At 72.4% G+C, this 18749-nt stretch carries 13 protein-coding genes; 6 read left to right on the top strand and 7 right to left on the bottom strand.

Annotated features, from left to right (window positions below; genetic code table 11):
- Window positions 1-4: 4 nt before the first annotated feature.
- Complete coding sequence (locus K7957_RS08415) at window positions 5-1327, bottom strand: RsmB/NOP family class I SAM-dependent RNA methyltransferase (protein WP_223011793.1); 1323 nt, start codon at window positions 1325-1327, stop codon at window positions 5-7.
- Between the two features lie 87 nt (window positions 1328-1414).
- Here K7957_RS08415 and K7957_RS08410 point away from each other — a divergent pair, with 87 nt between their 5' ends.
- Complete coding sequence (locus K7957_RS08410; RefSeq protein ID WP_183922175.1) at window positions 1415-1576, top strand: DUF1674 domain-containing protein; 162 nt, start codon at window positions 1415-1417, stop codon at window positions 1574-1576.
- Window positions 1577-1585: 9 nt separating this feature from the next.
- Here the strand turns inward: K7957_RS08410 and K7957_RS08405 are convergent, their stop codons facing one another.
- Window positions 1586-3655: a TonB-dependent receptor gene (locus K7957_RS08405; protein ID WP_223011518.1), complete on the bottom strand. Its 2070-nt coding sequence runs from the start codon at window positions 3653-3655 to the stop codon at window positions 1586-1588.
- A gap of 128 nt (window positions 3656-3783) precedes the next feature.
- On the bottom strand, window positions 3784-5178 hold the full coding sequence (locus K7957_RS08400; protein ID WP_223011517.1) for an alpha-L-fucosidase: 1395 nt from the start codon (window positions 5176-5178) through the stop codon (window positions 3784-3786).
- Window positions 5179-5484: 306 nt separating this feature from the next.
- Here K7957_RS08400 and K7957_RS08395 point away from each other — a divergent pair, with 306 nt between their 5' ends.
- Together K7957_RS08395 and K7957_RS08390 are read left to right on the top strand one after the other, a co-directional pair.
- A complete protein-coding gene (locus K7957_RS08395) occupies window positions 5485-7599 on the top strand; it encodes a TonB-dependent receptor (RefSeq protein WP_223011516.1) in 2115 nt (704 codons plus the stop codon).
- Window positions 7599-8696 (top strand): PepSY-associated TM helix domain-containing protein, encoded by a 1098-nt coding sequence (locus K7957_RS08390; RefSeq protein WP_223011515.1) that lies wholly within the window; start codon window positions 7599-7601, stop codon window positions 8694-8696. Before K7957_RS08395 ends, K7957_RS08390 begins: the two co-directional genes overlap by 1 nt.
- Window positions 8697-8886: 190 nt before the next feature.
- Here the strand turns inward: K7957_RS08390 and K7957_RS08385 are convergent, their stop codons facing one another.
- From K7957_RS08385 to K7957_RS08375, 3 genes are all read right to left on the bottom strand, one after another.
- Window positions 8887-10365 (bottom strand): UxaA family hydrolase, encoded by a 1479-nt coding sequence (locus tag K7957_RS08385; RefSeq protein ID WP_223011514.1) that lies wholly within the window; start codon window positions 10363-10365, stop codon window positions 8887-8889.
- A gap of 200 nt (window positions 10366-10565) precedes the next feature.
- Window positions 10566-11597, bottom strand: a complete 1032-nt coding sequence (locus tag K7957_RS08380; protein ID WP_223011513.1) for a ferritin-like domain-containing protein — start codon at window positions 11595-11597, stop codon at window positions 10566-10568.
- An 11-nt stretch (window positions 11598-11608) separates the two neighbouring features.
- Window positions 11609-12601, bottom strand: coding sequence for a ferritin-like domain-containing protein (locus K7957_RS08375; protein ID WP_246616911.1), 993 nt, complete (start codon window positions 12599-12601; stop codon window positions 11609-11611).
- 386 nt (window positions 12602-12987) lie between these two features.
- Here K7957_RS08375 and K7957_RS08370 point away from each other — a divergent pair, with 386 nt between their 5' ends.
- The 3 genes from K7957_RS08370 to K7957_RS08360 all read left to right on the top strand — a co-directional run bounded on the left by K7957_RS08370 (window position 12988) and on the right by K7957_RS08360 (window position 17317).
- On the top strand, window positions 12988-14775 hold the full coding sequence (locus K7957_RS08370) for an aspartyl protease family protein (RefSeq protein WP_223011512.1): 1788 nt from the start codon (window positions 12988-12990) through the stop codon (window positions 14773-14775).
- 107 nt (window positions 14776-14882) lie between these two features.
- Window positions 14883-16616, top strand: coding sequence for a GMC oxidoreductase (locus K7957_RS08365; protein WP_223011511.1), 1734 nt, complete (start codon window positions 14883-14885; stop codon window positions 16614-16616).
- A complete protein-coding gene (locus K7957_RS08360; RefSeq protein ID WP_223011510.1) occupies window positions 16613-17317 on the top strand; it encodes a gluconate 2-dehydrogenase subunit 3 family protein in 705 nt (234 codons plus the stop codon). Before K7957_RS08365 ends, K7957_RS08360 begins: the two co-directional genes overlap by 4 nt.
- Window positions 17318-17444: 127 nt before the next feature.
- On the opposite strand, the gene K7957_RS08355 is transcribed toward K7957_RS08360, so the two are convergent.
- Window positions 17445-18653, bottom strand: coding sequence for an LL-diaminopimelate aminotransferase (locus tag K7957_RS08355; protein WP_223011509.1), 1209 nt, complete (start codon window positions 18651-18653; stop codon window positions 17445-17447).
- Window positions 18654-18749: the final 96 nt, after the last annotated feature.

Here is an 18749-nt window from a genome sequence, read left to right as displayed (position 1 = left end):
CGGGTTAAAGCCGCGTGAGCCGCGCGACGAAGAAGCCGTCGCACCCGCCGACCGCCTCGACCGTTCCCGGCAGCGTCCGGATCCAGCCCTCGCGCGTCGGCGCAACACCTTGCGGCAGCTCGCCCTCGGTCGGCGGGGTCAGCGCGAAGTCGCCGCGGGCGGCGAGGAAGCGCGTCAGCTGTGCCTCGCCCTCGGCCGGCTCGAGCGAGCAGGTGGCGTAGACCAGCGTCCCGCCCGGCGCGACCCAGTCGGCGGCGCGACCGAGGATGCGCGCCTGCAACTCGGCCATCTCGGCGATCGTGGCGTCGCCGGCGCGGTGGAGAACGTCGGGGTGGCGGCGGAAGATGCCGGTAGCGCTGCACGGCGCGTCGACCAGCACCGCCTGCGCGGGCGCGTCGGGCGACCAGTCGAGCACGTCGGCCAGCGCGATGTCATAGGCGAGCCCGGTGCGATCGCGATTGTCGCGAAGTCGCGCCGCGCGACTCTCCGACACGTCCACCGCGGTGACGGCATAGCCCGCGGCGGCGAGCTGGAGCGTCTTGCCGCCCGGTGCGGCGCACAGGTCGAGCGCGCGCCCCCCCGGCGCGGTGCCGGCCGCGAGCAGCCGCGCCGGGATCGAGGCGGCGAGGTCCTGCACCCACCAGGCGCCCTCGGCATAGCCGGGCAGCTCGCTCACCGCGCCCGCGCCGGCGGGGAGGCGGACATGGCCGGGCGCGAGGCTGGTGCCGCCGAGCCGCTCGACCCAGTCGGCGGTCGATGCGGAGTCGCGCAGCGTGAGGTCGAGCGGCGGCGGCGCGGCGATCGCGCGCGCCGCGGCGGCCACCGCGTCCTCCCCCCAGTGCGCGCGCCAGCGCTCCGCGACCGCGGGCAGCAGGCTCGGCACGTCGGGCAGCTTCGCCCCGCCGCGCATCAGCGTGCCGAAGACGCCGTGGACCAGTCGCTTGGGGCCGCCGTCGACCAGGGGCAGCACGGTGGCGATGGCGGCGTGCGGCGGCGTGCCCAGCGCGAGCGCCTGGACCAGCGCGACGCGCAGCACGAAGCGCGCCTTGGCGTCGTCGGGCAGGCGCTGGCGCGTCGCCGAGTCGATCAGCGCGTCGAGGTCGGGCAGGCGGCGCAGCGTCTCGGCGGCGATGGCGTGGGCGAGGCCGCGGTCGGGGCCGCCGGGCAGCGCGCGCGTGGCGAGCGCGAGCGCGGACTCGAGGGGCTCGCCGCGGCGGAGCACCGCGTCCAGCAGGCGCAGCGCGGCGCGGCGCGCGGCGGTGCCGAGCGGGTCGGGACCGCGCGCGGGGCGGGCGGGCTTGACGGGTCGGGCGGCGGGGCGCGCCATGATCAGCGCGGCGCGCGCGGGTTGAAGCAGGTCATGCCCGCGCATATGTCCCTGTCGACGCGAGCGATCAATCGGAAGGACGTCCGCATGGGCCAGCGCCCCGACCACGTGAAGCCCCCGGCGCACCTCAGTCCCAACCCGCCGGTGCCCGCCCCCGAGCCGCTCGACCGGCCTGCCCAGGACCCGCTCGGCCGCGACCCCGTGCGCTACGGCGACTGGGAGCGCGACGGGATCGCGATCGACTTCTGACGCGCCGGCTCAGCCGTCGAGCCGCAACGTGACCAGTACGGTCCGCGGCGCCCCCGGCAGGTTGAGCAGCGGCGAGGTGCCGTGCCCGGCGACGATGTAGTGCCTGTCGCCAAGGTTATAGCCGTTGAGCTGGAGCCGGGCCGCACCGATGCGCCACCAGGCCATCGCGTCGGCGGTGACGTAGTGCGGGAGCACCGTCGTATTGGCGGGATCGGCCCAGCGGTCGCCGACATAGTTCAGCCCGCCGCCGACGCCGAACCGGTCGGCCACGTCCTCGGTGACGAATAGATTGGCCGCATCGCGCGGGGTGATCGTCGCGCGCTTGTCCGCGAAAGCCGGGTTGGCCGACGCCGTGACGCGTGCGTCGAGGTAGGAATAGCCGGCGATGGCGTGGAGCCCCGCGGCGAGGTCGAGCTGGCCGGAGAGCTCGATCCCGCGCGTGCGCTGGGTGCCGATCGGGATCAGCTTGGTCGGTGCGGCCGGGTCGGTGCCCTTGATCCCCGTGCGCCGGAGCACGAACCCCGCGGCCTGGAGCGCGAGCCGGCCGCCGAACAGCGTGTATTTGGCGCCGACCTCGCGGTTGACGGTCCGCTCGGGCGCGAGCTCGGCGTTGTTGGCGGCGAGCGCGAAGGTCTCGGCCGAGGGCTGGTAGCTGCGGCTCCACGAGACGTAATAGGACTGCGCGGTGTCCGGCTGGAGCACCAGTCCGGCGCGGGGGCTCCACGTGCGGTCGAGCCGCGCGAGATTGGGCTGCCCGGGCAGGAGCTGGCGCGTGCGCTGTGAGAACCAGTCGTGGCGTGCGCCGACCAGCGCCTTCACGCCGTGGCCGAGATCGGCGAGATCCTGGAGGTACAGCGCCTGGGTCTCGAGCGTGGTGCTGGTGCGTGCGCTCAGCGCGGTGAAGCTGCGATCGTCCACCACCGGCAGCACCGGGTCGAACAGCGCGGTGCGCGCGACCACGCGCTGCGCGTAGGTGGTGGCGTCCTTGAGCTGCCGCGCCGCCTCATAGCCGTAGAGCAGTTGGTGCCGCGTGCCGGCGAGCGCGAGTGTCTGGGTCAGCTCGGCCTGGTTGGACCAGCCCTCCTCCTGCCGGTCGAGCCGGCCGTGGCGCAGCGTGACGGTGAGCGCCTTGGCATCGACCGAGTCGGGCAGGGTGCTGTGGCGCTCGAGCGCATAGTCATAGTGACGGAAGCCGTCGCGGAAGCGCAGCCCGTCGGTGAGGGCGTGCTCCACCACGACGGTCTGCGACAACACCTGGCTCTCGGTGGTGTCGGCGTCGCGCGCGTTGGCGGCGCCGTAATAGGTGCCGGGCGGCACGTCGACGGGGCGGCCGTCGAGCGCGGGGATGCCGAGGTCCATCAGCCGGCGGTCGCGGACGTAGTCGGCGACGGCGTAGAGGCTGGTCGATCCGCCCTGCACGAGCAGCGAGGGCGCCAGCGCGACGCGGCGCAGGAATTGCTGCTCGCGGAAGCTGCCGCTGTCCTCATAGGCACCGGTGAGGCGCATGCCGACGCCGCTCGCCGCGGCGTAACGGCCGAGGTCCCATTCGGCGCGGGCGCGGCCGAAGCTGCCGCTCGTGAGGGTGGCCGAGGTGACGTCCACGTCGGGGCGCTTGAGCACGCGGTTGATCAGCCCGCCCGATGACCCGCGTCCGTACAGCACCGCGGCGGGCCCCTTGATCACCTCGACCCGCTCGGTGTTCGAGAGGTCGCGGAAGTACAAAGCGTCGTCGCGGAAGCCGTTGACATATTGGTCGGCGATCGCGCTGAAGCCGCGGATCGTGACCTGGTCGCGCTGGCCGTCGCCGGCGGCGAAGCCGATGCCCGGCACGTTCTTGAGCGCGTCCTGCAGCGAGAGCGCGCGCTGGTCACGCAGCACGGCAGCAGGGATGACGGCGATCGACTGCGGCAGATCACGCAGCGGCGCCACGGTCTTGGCCGCGGCGGTATCGGCGGCGCCGTAACCGTCGCGCTTGCCGGTGACGACCACGTCGTCGTCGCTCCCGGGCTCACCGGCGAGCGCGGCCCCGCTCGCGACGAACAACGGGACAGCGAGGGCGGTCGCCCAGAGTGCGTGCATCGATCTTCCCCATCCACCGCTTCCTTGCGGCGCCGGGAGCTATCGCCACGACTCACTAATGCGTGTCAATCGCAACTATAGGAAATGGTGGCTCAATGCGGTGACAAAAATGCAGCCATCGAGATTGGTCAGCGCCGCAGCTGGAGCGCCACCACCTGGTCCCAGTCGTCCTCAAGCGGCGGCAGTCCAGCGAGCTCGATCGCGCCGCCGCGCGCGATGACCGTCACCGCCGCGCCGCCGTCGAGCAGTCGCGCCGAGCGAACCTTGGCCGCCAGCGGCAGCCGGACGCGCCCGTCGTGCGCGCGCAGCAGGTGGACGTAGACCGTGTCGCCGCGCTGCGTCGTCACGCCATAGGCGCCCGGAGCTACCGGACCGCCGCGCGTGCCGTAGACGCTCTCGCCGTATCGCTTGATCCACTCGCCGAGAGCCTGAAAGGTGGCGAGATTCTCGGGCTGGATCTCGCCGTTGGGCATCGGCCCGGTGTTGAGCAGGAAATTGGCGTTGCGTCCGGCCGCGCCGACCAACGTGCGCACCAGCGTCTCGGGCGACTTGTACTTGTCGTCGACGAGGTTGAAGCCCCAGCTGCCGTTCATCGTCTCGGACATTTCCAGCGGCAGCCGCCCGATCGTCGCTCTGTCGCCGTTGAAGCCCATCGTGTTCTCGCCGGGCAGGTCGCGCTCGAAGGTCTGATAGTCCTCGCCCGGGAAGGGGGCATGGTGGTGGTTGTTGACGATCAGTGCGGCGGGTTGGAGCGAGTGGATCAGCGCGTAGGTGCGGTCGAGCCGCCAGCGGTCGCGCAGCGCGGTCTTCTCCTGGTCCCACCAGCCGTCGAACCAGATCCCGCCGATCGGACCATATTGCGTGAGCAGCTCACGCAGCTGCGCGTCCTGATAGTCGAGGTACTTCTCCCAGTCGCCCGACTCGGGGCGGCCGGTGGTGTGGCCGGTGCGGCCGCGCGGGAAATAGTCCGGGTTGTGCCAGTCGAGCTGCGAGTAATAGAAGAACAGCTTGACGCCCTGGCGTCGGCAGGCCGCTGCCAGCTCGGCGATCGGGTCACGCTTGAACGGCGTCGCGTCGACGACATTGTAGCGCGACACCTTGCTGCCGAACATGGCGAAACCGTCGTGATGCTTGCTGGTGATGACGATGTAGCGCGCGCCGGCGTCCTTGAAGGAGCGCACCCAGGCGTCGGCATCGAACCGGGTCGGGTTGAAGAAATGCGCGAGCCGCTCGTATTTGGCGGCGGGGATCTTGTTCTCCTGCATGATCCACTCGGCCAGCCCGGGCGAGCCGCTGCCGCCCAGCTCGCTGTAGAGTCCCCAGTGGAGGAACACGCCGAACTTGGCGTCCTGGAACCACGTCCGCGCGGCGAGATTGGCGGCAGCGGGCGTGTAGGTCGCCGCGGTCGGCGGCGCGTCCGGCTGAGCGGGGGTGGTCTGCGCCGCCGCGCCGACCGGTGACGCCAGCGCCGCCATCACTGCCGCGGCGACGACCGCGCCAAGGCCCTTCGAACCCCATGCCATAGCTGGCTCCCTCTCCGACGTGTCCGCCTCTGTGACGAGCGTAGCACAGCGATGCGGCGGCGCCAGTGACCGTCGCGCGCGATCAACGGGACGTAGACTAATGCAACCGACTTGCATTAGCTTAATGTGGCGTTTATCGCGCTGCGAAGGATCATCGGCTCGGTCATCAGCTGCTTTCCCGCGAACGCGGGAACCCAGAGCCAAGGAGAGCCACGGCCGGTGGCGCTCGGGGCTGCTGGGCTCCCGCGTGCGCGGGAGCACGAGAGGAGGATGGCCGGGCCGGCGACTCGGGGGAAAGGGGACGAGATGCGGATCAGCTGGGGAGTGTTGGCGGCCCTGTGCGCCTCGGGCGCGAGCGCGCAGCTGCCGGGCGCGCCCGTACCGGGGGACGGCGAGGTCGTCGTCACCGCGGCGCGCACCGTCCTGCCCGCGAGCGCGCTGCCGCTGACCGTCGACGTGATCGATCGCGAGACGCTGTCGCGCCAGGTCGCGGTGTCGGGATCGGTGGTCGACGCGGTGTCGGCGCTGCTCCCCGCTTTCTCGCCGACGCGCGAGAAGATCACCGGCGTCGGCGAGACGCTGCGCGGCCGCTCGCCGCTCTACGCGATCAACGGCATCCCGCAGACCACGCCGATCCGCGACGGCGCGCGCGACGGCTACACGATCGACCCCTTCTTCATCGATCGGGTGGAGGTGATCTACGGCTCCAACGCGCTCCAGGGCATCGGCGCCACCGGCGGCGTGGTCAACCAGGTGACGGTGCGCGCGCCCGAGCGCGACGGCTGGAGCGGGCGCACGCTGGTGCAGGGCAATGCGGGGGACGATCTCTCGGGCGAGTCGCTCGGCGGCAAGCTCGGCGCGCTGGTCAGTTTCCGCGCCGGTCGCGTCGACGCGACCGCGGGCGCGGCGTTCGAGCGGCGCGGCGCCTTCCTCGACGGGCGCGGGCGCCGAATCGGCTATGACGGCAACCAGAGCGAGATCCAGGACACCGACACGCTCTCCTTCTTCGCGCGCGCCGGCGTCGCGCTGAGCGACGGCGCGCGGCTGGAGGTGGTGGCGAGCCGCTTCCATCTCGAGGGACGCGACCATTACGTCCCGGTGGAGGGCGATCGTGCGCTGGGGATCCCGGCGACGACGCGGCGCGGCTCGACGCCGGGGCAGCCCTCGACCGGTGTCGCGCAGATGGTCTCGGCCGCCCTCACCGACCGCGATCTGGCGGGCGGGGCCTTCACGCTGCAGGGCTTCTACAATCGCACCAGCGACACCTTCGCGGGCGGCGTGCTCGCGACCTTCCAGGACGCCGCGATCGCGCCGGTCGGCACCTTGTTCGACCAGTCGCGCAACGTCTCGCGCAAGCTCGGCGGCAAGGTGAGCTACGAGCGCGCGGTGCCCGGCTGGGAGGCGCTGACGCTCACCGCCGGGTTCGACGCGCTGGTCGACCGCACCGCGCAGACGCTCGTTCAGACCAGACGCGAGTGGGTGCCGCGGACCGACTTCCGCAGCCTCGCGCCGTTCGCGCAGGGCAACCTGAAGCTGGCGGACGGGCTGGTGCGGCTCGCCGGCGGCGTGCGCTACGAGAATGTCCGGCTCGACGTGCCCGATTACACCACGCTGGCGACCTCGGGCGCGCGCCGCGTCACCGGCGGCTCGCCCGCGTTCGAGCGCGCGCTGTGGAACGGCGGCGTCGTGCTCGAGCCCGCCGCGGGCATCCGCGCCTATGGCAGCTACGCCGAGGGCTATACGATCGCCGACATCGGTCGCGTGCTGCGCGCGGTGAACCAGCCGAACGTGCGGATCGACGACTTCCTCGATCTCACCCCGGTTATCTCGAACAACCGTGAGGTGGGCGTCGAGTTCAAGCGCGGCCCGCTCACCGCGAGCAGCACCTATTATCGCTCGTCGAGCGAGGCGGGCTCGGTGCTGGTGCGCGGCGAGGACGGCATCTTCAATGTGGTGCGCCAGCCGATCGACATCGAAGGGCTGGAGATCAACCTCGACACGCTCACGCCGCTCCCGGGACTCAACGTCGCGCTCGGCTACAGCCACGTCACCGGCCGGGCCGACACGAACGGTGACGGCCGACTCGACGCCGACCTCGACGGCGCCAATATCTCGCCCGACCGGCTCAACTTCAGCGCCGACTATCGCGCCGGGCGCTTCAGCGCGCGGGTGCAGGGGCGCTATTACCTGTCGCGCCGCTTCCAGGGGCAGCCGATCGCGAACGACTTCGGCGGGTACCGCCTGTTCGACGCCTATCTCGCCTATGATGCGCCGATCGGCCGGCTGATGCTGAGCGTGCAGAATCTCGGGAACACCGACTATGTCACTTATTACAGCGACACGCAGGGGCCGACCGACAATGCGCGCTTCTATACCGGGCGCGGGCGCAACGCGACGCTGAGCTGGCAGGCGAGCTTCTGATGCGCGCACTGGCGCTGCTGCACCGCTGGGTCGGCGCGATCGTCGGCGCGCTGCTCGCGCTGCTCGGCATCACCGGCGCGCTGCTGGTGTGGCGCGACCGGCTGACGCTCGTGCCGCACGCGGGCGACGCGGTGACGCACGATCCCGCGGCGCTCGCGCGCGTGCTCGACTCACTGGCGGCGGGCGCGCGTCCGCTCGACCGCGTGACGCTGGCGGGCGAGGGGCTGGGCGTGCACCAGGTCGTGTTCCGCGACGGCGGTGGTGCCTATCTGAGCCAGAGCGGCGAGCTGGTGGCGCGCTGGTCGAGCGCGTGGCAGCGGCCCGAGCTGCTGCTGTTCGACCTCCACCACCGGCTGCTGCTCGGCGAGGCGGGCGAGACGGTGAACGGCGTCGCGGCGCTGGTCGGGCTGATGCTGGTGGTGAGCGGCGTCGTGCTGTGGTGGCGCACGCGCGCGCGCTTCCGCCCGCGGCTGTGGCCGGCGCGGATGACCTCGGGCGCGATCGTCCACCATCACCGCGACCTCGGCGTGCTGACCGCGCCGCTGCTCGCGCTGTCGCTGCTCACCGGCGCGATGATGGCGCTGCCGGCGGTGGAGCGGCTGCTGCTGGCACCGCTCGGCGCGAGCGACCGGGTCCGGCCGCCCAAGTTGGCGACGACCGACGCGCCGACCGCGGCGCCGCGGCGCTTCGCCCCGCTGCTCGCGGCGACCGCGCGTCGCTTCCCCGGTGCGGCGCTGAGGCGGGTGCAATGGCCCCGCGGCGCGGGCGCGCCGCTGGCGCTGCGGCTGCGGCAGCCGTCCGAGTGGACGCCGAACGGGCGCACCTTCGTCTACGCCGACCCCGCCACGCTCGAGATCGTCGGCGTCGCCGATCCCACGACCGGCGGGGCGCACGAGCGCATGCGCGAGAAGCTCTACCCGCTTCACGCGGCCAAGGTCGGCGGTCTGGCGTGGAAGCTGGCGATGACCGCCTCGGGGCTGGCGCTGGCGCTACTCGGCAGTCTCGCGGTCTATGGCTTCTGGACTACGCGTGCGCGGGTGAGCGCGGCGCGGCGAGGGAGGCGTGCGGCGGTGGCGGCCAAGCGGATCGCCTTGTAGCCTCGCAGCGGGCTCCGGCTGATCCTCCCCTGTAAGGGGAGGTGGCCGGCCGCAGGCCTGACGGAGCGGTGACCGGGCAGCGAGGGTCAATTGACTCACGATCGGGGGCACTCCTCCGTCAGCGCTGACGCGCGGACACCTCCCCACGCAGGGCAGGACTGGTAAGAACGTCAGGCGAGTAGAGCTCCCCTCAGAGCGTCACGCCGCGCTTCCAGATCGCGATCTCGCGCTCGCCGTTGCGCTCGGCCGCGGTGGACTCGCCCGAGGCGATCGCGACGATGCGCGCCAGCAGCGCGTCGGCGGTGGCGTCGAAGCCGCGCTCCAGCACCGCGCCCGCGTCGAAGTCGATCCAGCCCGGCTTGCGCGTCGCCAAGCCACTGTTCGAGGCGATCTTCACCGTCGGCACGGGGAAGCCGAGCGGGGTGCCGCGCCCGGTGGTGAACAGGATCACGGTCGCGCCCGCGGCGGCCAGCGCGGTCGAGGACACCGCGTCGTTGCCCGGCGCCTCCAGCAGCGTCAGCCCGCGCGCGCGCGCCGCCGCGCCATAGCCGATCACGTCGCTGATCGGCCCGCGTCCGGCCTTCTGCACCGCGCCGAGCGACTTCTCCTCCAGCGTGGTGATCCCGCCCGCGACGTTGCCGGGCGAGGGGTTCTCCGAGACCGTCTCACCATGGTCGAGGAAGTAGCGCTTGAAGCCGTTGACCAGCCCGGTGATGCCGTCGAACACGCGCGCGTCGCTGGCGCGATCCATCAGCGCCTGCTCGGCACCGAAGATCTCGGGGATCTCGGTGAACACCACGCTGCCGTCCGCCGCGACGACCCGGTCGCTGATATGGCCGACCAGCGGGTTGGCGGTCAGCCCCGACAGACCGTCGGAGCCGCCGCACTTGACGCCGAGCACCAGCTCGCCGAGCGCGCAGGGCTCGCGCGTCGCGCGCGCCGCCTCGGCCAGCTCGGCGACGATCGCGACGCCGTCCTCCACCTCGTCCACGCTCGCCTGCGCGGTGAGCGCGCGCACCCGGCCGCGCGCCGCGGGCGGGATCGCCTCGATCAGCGCGGCGACCTGATTCTCCTCGCAGCCGAGCCCGACGATCAGCACGCCGCCCGCGTTGGGATGCGCCGCGAGCGCGGCGAGGATCGCGCGCGTCCCGCCCAGGTCCTGGCCCAGCTGCGAGCAGCCGTGCGGGTGGGTGAAGGCGTGGACGCCGTCGACCGCGTCGCCGACCAGCGCGGCGGCGCGCGTCGCGATCCGCTCGGCGGTGCGCGCGACGCAGCCGACCGTCGGCAGCACCCAGATCTCGTTGCGCGTCGCCACGCGCCCGTCGGCGCGGCGATAGCCGAGGAAGCTCGCTGGCGCCGAGCGCTCCAGCGTCGCCGGCGGTGCGGGCGCGTAATGGTAGTCGAGCGTGGCGTCGAGCGCGGTGGCGAGGTTGTGCGAGTGGACGTGCTCGCCCGGGCGGATCGGCGCGGTGGCGTGGCCGATCGGATAGCCGTATTTGATCACCGCCTCGCCCGACGCCAGCGCGGCGACCGCGACCTTGTGCCCGCGCGCCACGTCCTGCGCGAGGGTCAGCGTGTCCCCGGCCAGCGCGACGGCCTCGCCCGCGCGCGCGTCGTCGAGCAGGGTGGCGACGCTATCGCCGGGCGCGATCTTGAGGGCGCGGGCCATCTTATCTCCGGGTCACGAACCGATGGCTTCGGCACTAGCGCATCATTCAGCCGGTTTGAACCGCCGCCTTCGAACGTAGGGCGTGCGCCTGCGCACGCAGGAGCCCAGGACCGACAGTGCGACGCTTGCGGCTCCGGGCTCCGGCTTTTGCCGGAGCACGGCGCGGAACACGGCGGAAGACGGGCGCGCCGTCGCCGCGCTCAGCTCGCCGTGCCGCTCGTCAGGATCGTGCCATTGAGCCCGGCGGGGAAGAAGCCGCCGCCCGTCACCGCCGCGCCGTTCTGGAAGACGACGTTGAGCACCTGCGCCGCGCTGCGCCCCAGCACCAGGCCGTCGCTGTCGGTCGGGACGAGGTTGGCGGTAGAGGCGGTGCCGATGTCCTGGTCGGTGTCGCCGGCGCCGTCGAGCGAATCGCGCAGCGCCGAGATCTGGCTCACCCGCGTGTAGACGCTCGGCACGGTCAGCCCGCGGCGCCACAGCTCGGCGCGGATCGTCGCGTCATGGTAGCATTCGGCCGCGAGGAGGCCCGCGCTCGCCTCCAGATACGTCTTGTTGCTGAGCAGCTTCGCGGCACCGCGATAGGCGCTGACGCCGACGTCGGTGAGCAGGTAGGCGCCGATCAGGAAATTCTCGTCGCTGGCATAGGGGTCGAAGATGTCGCCCGCGCCGATCACCCCCGCGGCGCGCGCCGCCGCGGTGAAGGCGCCGACGGCGGTGGTGCCGGCGACGTCGACGCTCGCGCTGCCCGAGATGTTGATCGCCGGCTGCGCCACGCGCGCGCTGCCCAGCGTCTCGCGCAGGAAGCGGATATGGCCGATCTCGTCGGCGGCGATCTCGCGCGCATATTCGGCGACGACGTCGTCGCTGAAGTCGACCGCGCGCGCCGCGCCCGCGCCGCTGCCGGTCACCACCGTGCCCTGCGTGCCCATGCCGCCCAGCAGCGCGCCGTCGACGCCGCTGCCGGAGACGGCATAGGCGTAATAGGCGCCCTCGAGATACTCGAGCTGAAGCGCGAAGTTGAGCACCGCGACGTCGGTGACCGCGCCGCTCGGCGTCGGCGTGGGCGAGGGCGTCGGCGAGGGGCCGCCATCGTCGTTGCCGCAGCCCGACAACAAGGCCAGGCCGCCCGTCATCGCCGCGGCGCCGCCGCATAGCCGGATGAAGCCGCGCCGCGCCCGGCGCTGCTGCTCGGCGCGCTCCATCAGGTCGAGGAATTCGATAGGGTCACTCATCGCGCCGCTCCTCAGTTCGCGCCGGAGCGACGCAGCGCCGCATTGGCATTGTTGGTCCCCGCCGGGAAGAAGCCGCCCGCGCTGACCTGCTGCTTGGTGAGATAGGCGATGTTGTGGACCTGCTCGACCGTGCGGCCGAACACCAGCCCGCGCCCGTCGGTGGGAACGACGTTGGCAGCACGGCCGTAGATCGATGTGACCGGGGAGATGCCCTGGTCGTCGTCGCCCTCGCGGCGCGGCGGCCCATCGGAGGAATCGTTGCCGTCCAGATCGTCGCGCGCGTCCGAGATCTTGTCGGCCTTCTCGCGCAGGCCATCGACGTCGACGCCGCGGCGGTAGAGCGCGCTGCGGATCAGCCCGGCGTGGAACGCCTCGGCGGCGAGCAGCCCCGCCGCGGCGTCGACGATCGCGACGTCGCTCAGCAGCGGCGCTGCCCCCTTGTAGGCGGTGACGCCGACGTCCTCGAACAGATAGGCGGCGAGCAGGAAATTGTCGTCGCTGGCATAGGGGTCGAAGATGCCGCCGCTGGCGTCGAGGTCGATGTCGGCAGCCTTGGCGGCGGCGGTGAAGACCGTGGTCGAGAGGTCGATCGCGGGCTGCGCCACCGCGGCGCTGCCGAGCACGCGGCGCAGCAACGCGACATGCGCGACCTCGTCGGCGGCGATCTCGCGCGCATATTGGATCACCGCGGGATCGCTCAGCGCGGCTTGGCGCGCGCCGGTCACCGACCCCTGCGTCTGCGTGCCGCCGAGCTGGTCCGCCGCCAGCCCGACGCCGGAGACCGCGTAGCTGTAGAATTGCGCCTCGAGATACTCGAGGTTGAGCGCGAAGTTGAGGATGTCGGCGTCGCTCGCCGCGGTCTGCGCGCTCGCCTCCTGCGACAGGATGAACCCGCCCGCACCCAGCACTGCCGCGGTCGCGGCGCCGCGGAAGAAGGCGCGGCGCCCGTCGCGGCGGCGCGCCTGCGCCTCGATCAGTCTCTCGCCCGCCGCCATCCCACGCATTCCCTTCACCGGTGCGGCGCGATGCCGGCCGCGAGGGGGATACGAGGGGGCGGCGAAAAGGATGCGTCAGGGCCGGAACGATCGCGTCGTGACCCGGCGCGGCGATGATGGCCGGTGCGACTGTTCCAGCGGCCAGAGCGATACATCCAGGTCGAATCGTGCTCCGGCGGACGCCGGAGCCCAGTGCCTCGCGAGTTGGTGCTCCTGGCCCTGAGCTCCTGCCTGCGATGGAGCACGCTGCGGCCCCAACCAGATGCTCCTCGTATAACAAGGAAGGTTCGCGATCAGGCTTCGCGTCGGATCGGAGTGAAAAGGCGGGCGGCCGTGATCGTCGAGTGCTTGCGTGGCGGTGGGCGCGGCGCGACGCTCGCGGCGGAGGTGGGGCGATGCACGTAGGACGAACGGGACGGGCGCGGGCGGCGGTGTTCGCGGCGCTGGCGGCGGCGGTCGGTGCCTCGACGGCGCCCGGCACGGCGCGGGCCGATTGCCAGGTCAGCAAGATGCTGGAGCTGCCCGTGACGATGGCGGGGCGGCGCCCCACGGTGCAGGGCCGCGTCGGCGCGCGTGACGTCTCGTTCATCCTCGACAGCGGCGCCTTCTACAGCACCCTGTCGCGCGCCAGCGCGGCCGAGCTCGGGCTCAAGGTCGAGGCGCTGCCGCCGTCGTTCACGATCCAGGGGGTCGGTGGCGCCGCCAGCGCGGGCGTGGCGGTGGTGCGCGACTTCTCGCTGGGCGGCGTGACGCTGCCGCGGGTCGAGTTCATCGTCGGCGGCAGCGACACCGGCGCGACCGGGCTGCTCGGGCAGAACATCCTCGGGCTGGCCGACGTGGAATATGACCTGCCACACGGCATGGTGCGGCTGATGCATTCGACCGGCTGCGGCAAGGTCAATCTCGCCTATTGGGCCGGCGACAAGCCGGTGACGGTGCTCAAGCTGGAGCGGCCCGAGCGCGACGGCCCGTTCAAGCCGCACACGGTCGCGCGCGTGACGATCGACGGCAGATCGGTCAGCGCGGTGTTCGACTCGGGCGCGGAACAGTCGATGCTGACGCTCGCCGCGGCGCGACGGATCGGCGTGACCCCGGACTCGCCCGGGGCGGTGGCGGTCGGGCAGGGCATCGGCGTGGGGCGGCGCGGCGTCGCCTCGTGGCGCGCGCCGTTCGGCAAGATCGAGATCGGCGGCGAGGCGATCGCCCGGCCGCAGATCGTCATCGCCGACGTCGAGCTGGGCGGCAATGACATGCTGATCGGCGCCGACTTCTTCCTCACGCACCGCCTGTTCGTCAGCAACGCGACGCGGACGATGTACGTCACCTACGAGGGCGGCCCGCTGTTCGGGCTCACCCCGCGCGGCGCGCGCACCGCCGCGGGCGAGGCGATCGACCTGACCGATCGCGCCGGCGCCCCCACCGATGCGGAGGGGTTCGGCCGGCGCGGCGCGGTGCTCGCCTCCAACCACAGGCTGGCCGAGGCGCTCGCCGACTTCGACCGCGCCGTGGCGCTCGCGCCCAGGGAGGCGCGCTACTATCGCCAGCGCGCCACGGCGCGGCTCGCCGACCGGCAGACGCTGCCCGCGCTCGCCGACCTCGACCGCGCGGTCGAGCTCGCGCCGCAGGACGCCGAGGCGCGGCTGCAGCGCGCGATGCTGCGGCTGAACGGCGGCGACCGCTCCGGCGCCACCGCGGACCTGGAGGCGGCCGACGCCGCGCTGGCGCCCTCCAACGCGATGCGGCTGACGCTCGCCGGGCTGTGGGACCGGGTCGACCGCCCCGCCGCGGCGCTCACCAGCTACGACGCCTGGCTGCGCGCGCATCCCGAGGACGCGCGCCGCGCCAACGCGCTCAACGGCCGCTGCTGGGCGCGCGCGCAGCTCAACCGCGATCTCGACGGCGCGCTCGCCGACTGCAACGCCGCGCTCAAGCTCGCCCCCGATCGCGCCGCCTATCTCGACAGCCGCGCGCTGGTGCGGCTGCGGCGCGGCGAGCTCGACGCCGCGTTGGCCGATTACGACAGCGCGCTGCGGCTCGCGCCGCGCATGGCCTGGTCGCTCTACGCGCGTGCGCTCGCCGCGGCCAGGAAGGGCCGGGCCGAGCAGGCCGCGCGCGACCGCGCCGCGGCGCTGGCGATCGAGCCGCGCATCGCCGAGCGCGCGCGGCGCATCGGGCTGGAGTGATCGGCCGTCCCCTCCGCCTCCCTCGCCGACCCCAGGCGATCAAGGGATTGCGCTGACTGTCTCGACCTTTAGGAAGGGCGACGAGCGTGGGTGGAGTGGGAGAGATCATGTCGACACAGGCCCGAGCGGCGGGCGTCGCAGTGGCGCGCACGGGCGCGACCGACGCGCCGGCGGACGTGATCATCGTCGGATCGGGCGCCGCCGGCGCGATGGCGGCGCACAGTCTCACCAAGGCCGGGCTGCGCTGCCTGATCCTCGAGGCCGGGCGCGACTATGACCCCAAGGCCGAGGTCAACATGTTCGCGCCCGAGAGCGACGCGCCGCTGCGCGGTGCGGGCACGCCGGACAAGCCCTTCGGCTATTTCGACGCCACCGTGGGCGGCGGCTGGGAGGTCGAGGGCGAGCCCTATACCTCGCGCCCGGGCAGCGACTTCCGCTGGTATCGTCCGCGCATGCTGGGCGGGCGCACCAACCACTGGGGCCGCCACTCGCCGCGCTGGGGCCCGTACGACTTCAAGCCCTATACCCGCGACAAGCTCGGGGTCGACTGGCCGATCGGCTACGACGACGTCGCGCCCTATTACGACCGGGTCGAGCGGATGATCGGGGTCAACGGCGGCAAGCTCGGGCTGGAGAACCACCCCGACTCGCCCGACGGCTGCCTGCTGCCGCCGCCCAAGCCGCGCGTCACCGAGATGATGATCAAGGCCGCGGCGGAGAGTATCGGGATCCCGGTGCGCGCCGCGCACACCGCGGTGCTCACGCGCGACATGCCCGACGACGTCGCGCCGCGCAGCGCCTGCTTCAACGCCACGCCCTGCACGCGCGGCTGCACCATCGGCGCGATGTTCCAGACGACCACCTCGCTGCTGCCGCAAGCGCAGGCGACCGGGCGGCTGCGCGTCGTCACCGACGCGATGGTGGCGCGCGTGCTGATGGGGCCGAACGGCCGCGCGACGGGCGTCGAATATGTCGACCGCAGGACCGGGCAGCGCCACCAGGTGAGCGCGCGCGCGGTGGTGCTGGCGGCGGGCACCGGCGAGACGGCGCGGCTGCTGCTCAACTCGGGCACCGACCGGCGCGGTCTGGCCAACGGTTCGGGCGAGCTGGGGCGCAATCTCACCGATTCCACCGGCGCCTCGTTCAGCGCCTATATCCCGAAGCTCGCCGGGCGTCCGCGCTACAATGAGGACGGAATCGGCGGGCAGCACATCTATATCCCCTTCTGGCAGTATAAGGAGCAGGCGCGCGGCGAGCTCGACTTCGCGCGCGGCTATCATTTCGAGATCGGCGGCCGCTTCGACATCCCGCCGCCCGCGACGCTGCCGCGCGCCTATGGCAGCGCGTTGCGCCAGGCGGTGCGCCAGTCCTCGGGCGCGACGCTGCGGCTGACGCTGCGCGGCGAGATGATCCCCAACAAGGACACGTTCTGCGAGATCGACCCGGGCGTGAAGGACAAGTTCGGCATCCCGGTGCTGCGCTTCGCGTTCAAATGGTCGCAGAACGAGGTCAACCAGGTCGCGCACGGGCGCCGCTCCGCGCACGCGGTGTTCGAGCGGCTCGGCGGGACGATCCTCAGCCCCGACCTGCCGGTCGAGCAGATCATGACCGCGGGCGGCGAGATCATTCACGAGCTCGGCACCGCGCGCATGGGGGACAGTCCGCGCCATTCGGTGGTGAACAGCTACGGCGAGGCGTGGGAGGTGCCCAACCTCGTGCTGATGGACGGCGCGGTGTTCGCCTCGGGCGCGCACAAGAACCCGACGCTGACCATCCTCGCGCTCGCGCTGCGCAACTCGGAGCGGCTGGCACAACGGATCAAGACGGGAGCTCTCGCGTGACGCTATCGCGCCGTACCACGCTGCAGTGGCTCGCCGCCGCCGCCGCTCTGCCTTTGTTCGAGCCGCCCGCGCTGGCGCAGGCCGGTACTGCCGCGGTCGCGCCGCCGTTCGCGGTGGTCGACTGGCCCGCGCCGCCCGCGCCCCGGCCCGCGCCCGGCTACGGCCGTGATCCCAAGCTGATGGAGCCCAGCGTGCCGTGGCCGCTGACGCTCGACCGCGCGCAGCGCGCCACGCTCGACCTGCTGGGCGACCTCATCCTGCCGCCCGAGGGGGACGCGCCGGGCGCGGGCAAGCTGGGGGTCGCCGCCTTCGTCGACGAGTGGGTCAGCGCGCCCTACCCGGTGCAGCGCGCCGACCGCGAGCGGATCCTGCCCGGGCTCGCCTGGCTCGACGCGCAGAGCCGCGCGCTCGGCGGCCGCTCGTTCGTCGCGCTCGCGCCGGCGCAGCGCACGACGCTGATGGACGCGCTGATGGTGGAAACGCCCGCACCGCGGATGGTCGCGCCGGTCGCCTTCATGGACAAGCTGCGCTACCTCTTCGTCACGGGCTATTACAGCCTGCCCGAGGGCAAGGCCGACATGGGCTATATCGGCGACCAGCCGACCGAGGGGCCGTACCCGGGGCCGACCCCCGAGGCGCTGGCGCATCTCGACCGCGTGCTGGGTGAGCTGAAGCTGTCCCCGGCGGTGGCGCGGAGCTGAGCGGCAAAACGGCTCAGCCGCTCCGGGAGAGGCGATGGCCGATCCTCCCCTGCAAGAGGAGGATCGGTGAAAGTGGGGGTCCGAAGCCGAGCCTCTGCGAGCCGGGCCGCGGTCTCCCGCCCTCGGCTCAACCCGCCGCCTTGCCCGGCACGTTGACTCCCATGCTCTGCAGGTAGCGCTTCACGTTGCGCGCCGCCTGGCGCAGCCGCTGCTCGTTCTCGACCAGCGCGATCCGCACGAAGCCCTCGCCGTTCTCGCCGTAGCCGACGCCCGGCGCCACCGCGACCTTGGCATGGCTCAGCAGCTGCTTGGAGAATTCCAGGCTGCCGAGATGCGCCAGCGCGGGCGGCAGCGGTGCCCAGGCGAACATCGAGGCGCGCGGCGCGGGCACGTCCCAGCCGGCGCGCGCGAAGCTCTCCACCAGCACGTCGCGGCGCTTGTGATAGAGCTGGCGGTTCTTCTCGACGATGTCCTGCGGGCCGTTCAGCGCGGCGCAGGCGGCGGCCTGCACCGGTGTGAACGCGCCATAGTCGAGATACGACTTCACCCGCGTCATCGCCGCGATCAGCTTGCGGTTGCCGACCGCGAAGCCGATCCGCCACCCCGCCATGGAATAGGTCTTGCTGAGGCTGGTGAACTCCACCGCGACGTCGCGCGCGCCGGGCACCTGGAGGATCGAGACGGTCGGCTTGCCGTCGTAATAGAGCTCGGAATAGGCGAGGTCGGAGATCACCCACACCTGGTTCTCGCGCGCCCAGGCGACCAGCCGCTCGTAGAAGGCGAGGTCAACCGTCTCCGCGGTCGGGTTGGAGGGATAATTGACCACCAGCACGCTCGGGCGCGGCACGGTGAAGGCCAGCGCGCGGTCGAGGCTCTCGAAATAATGTTCGTCGGGTGTGGTCGGGACCGCGCGGATCGTCGCGCCCGCGATGATGAACCCAAAGGTGTGGATCGGGTAGCTCGGGTTGGGCGCCAGCACCACGTCGCCCGGCGCGGTGATCGCGGTGGCGAGGCTGGCGAGCCCCTCCTTCGACCCCATCGTCACCACCACCTCGCTCTCGGGGTCGACCTCCACCCCGAAGCGGCGGCCATAGTAGTTCGCCTGGGCACGGCGCAGCCCGGGGATGCCGCGCGACTGCGAGTAGCCGTGCGCGCCCGGCTTCTGCGCGACCTCGACGAGCTTGGCGATAACGTGATCGGGCGGGGGCAGATCGGGATTGCCCATGCCCAGGTCGATGATGTCCTCCCCGCCCGCGCGCGCCTGTGCCCGCATCGCGTTGACCTCGGCGATGACATAGGGCGGCAGTCGCTTCATGCGGTAGAATTCGTCGGACACGGGCGGGCACTCCTTTCCGCTCACCTATATCGCCATTCGCCCCGCGCGGCACCCGCCCGACAGAAAAAGCCTGTGGCTCGGCTTCGCCGCGCAAGG

It is taken from the genome of Sphingomonas yunnanensis (genome assembly GCF_019898765.1).
Taxonomy (GTDB): Bacteria; Pseudomonadota; Alphaproteobacteria; order Sphingomonadales; family Sphingomonadaceae; genus Sphingomonas; species Sphingomonas yunnanensis.
This window is presented reverse-complemented; position numbering and strand designations above follow the sequence as displayed.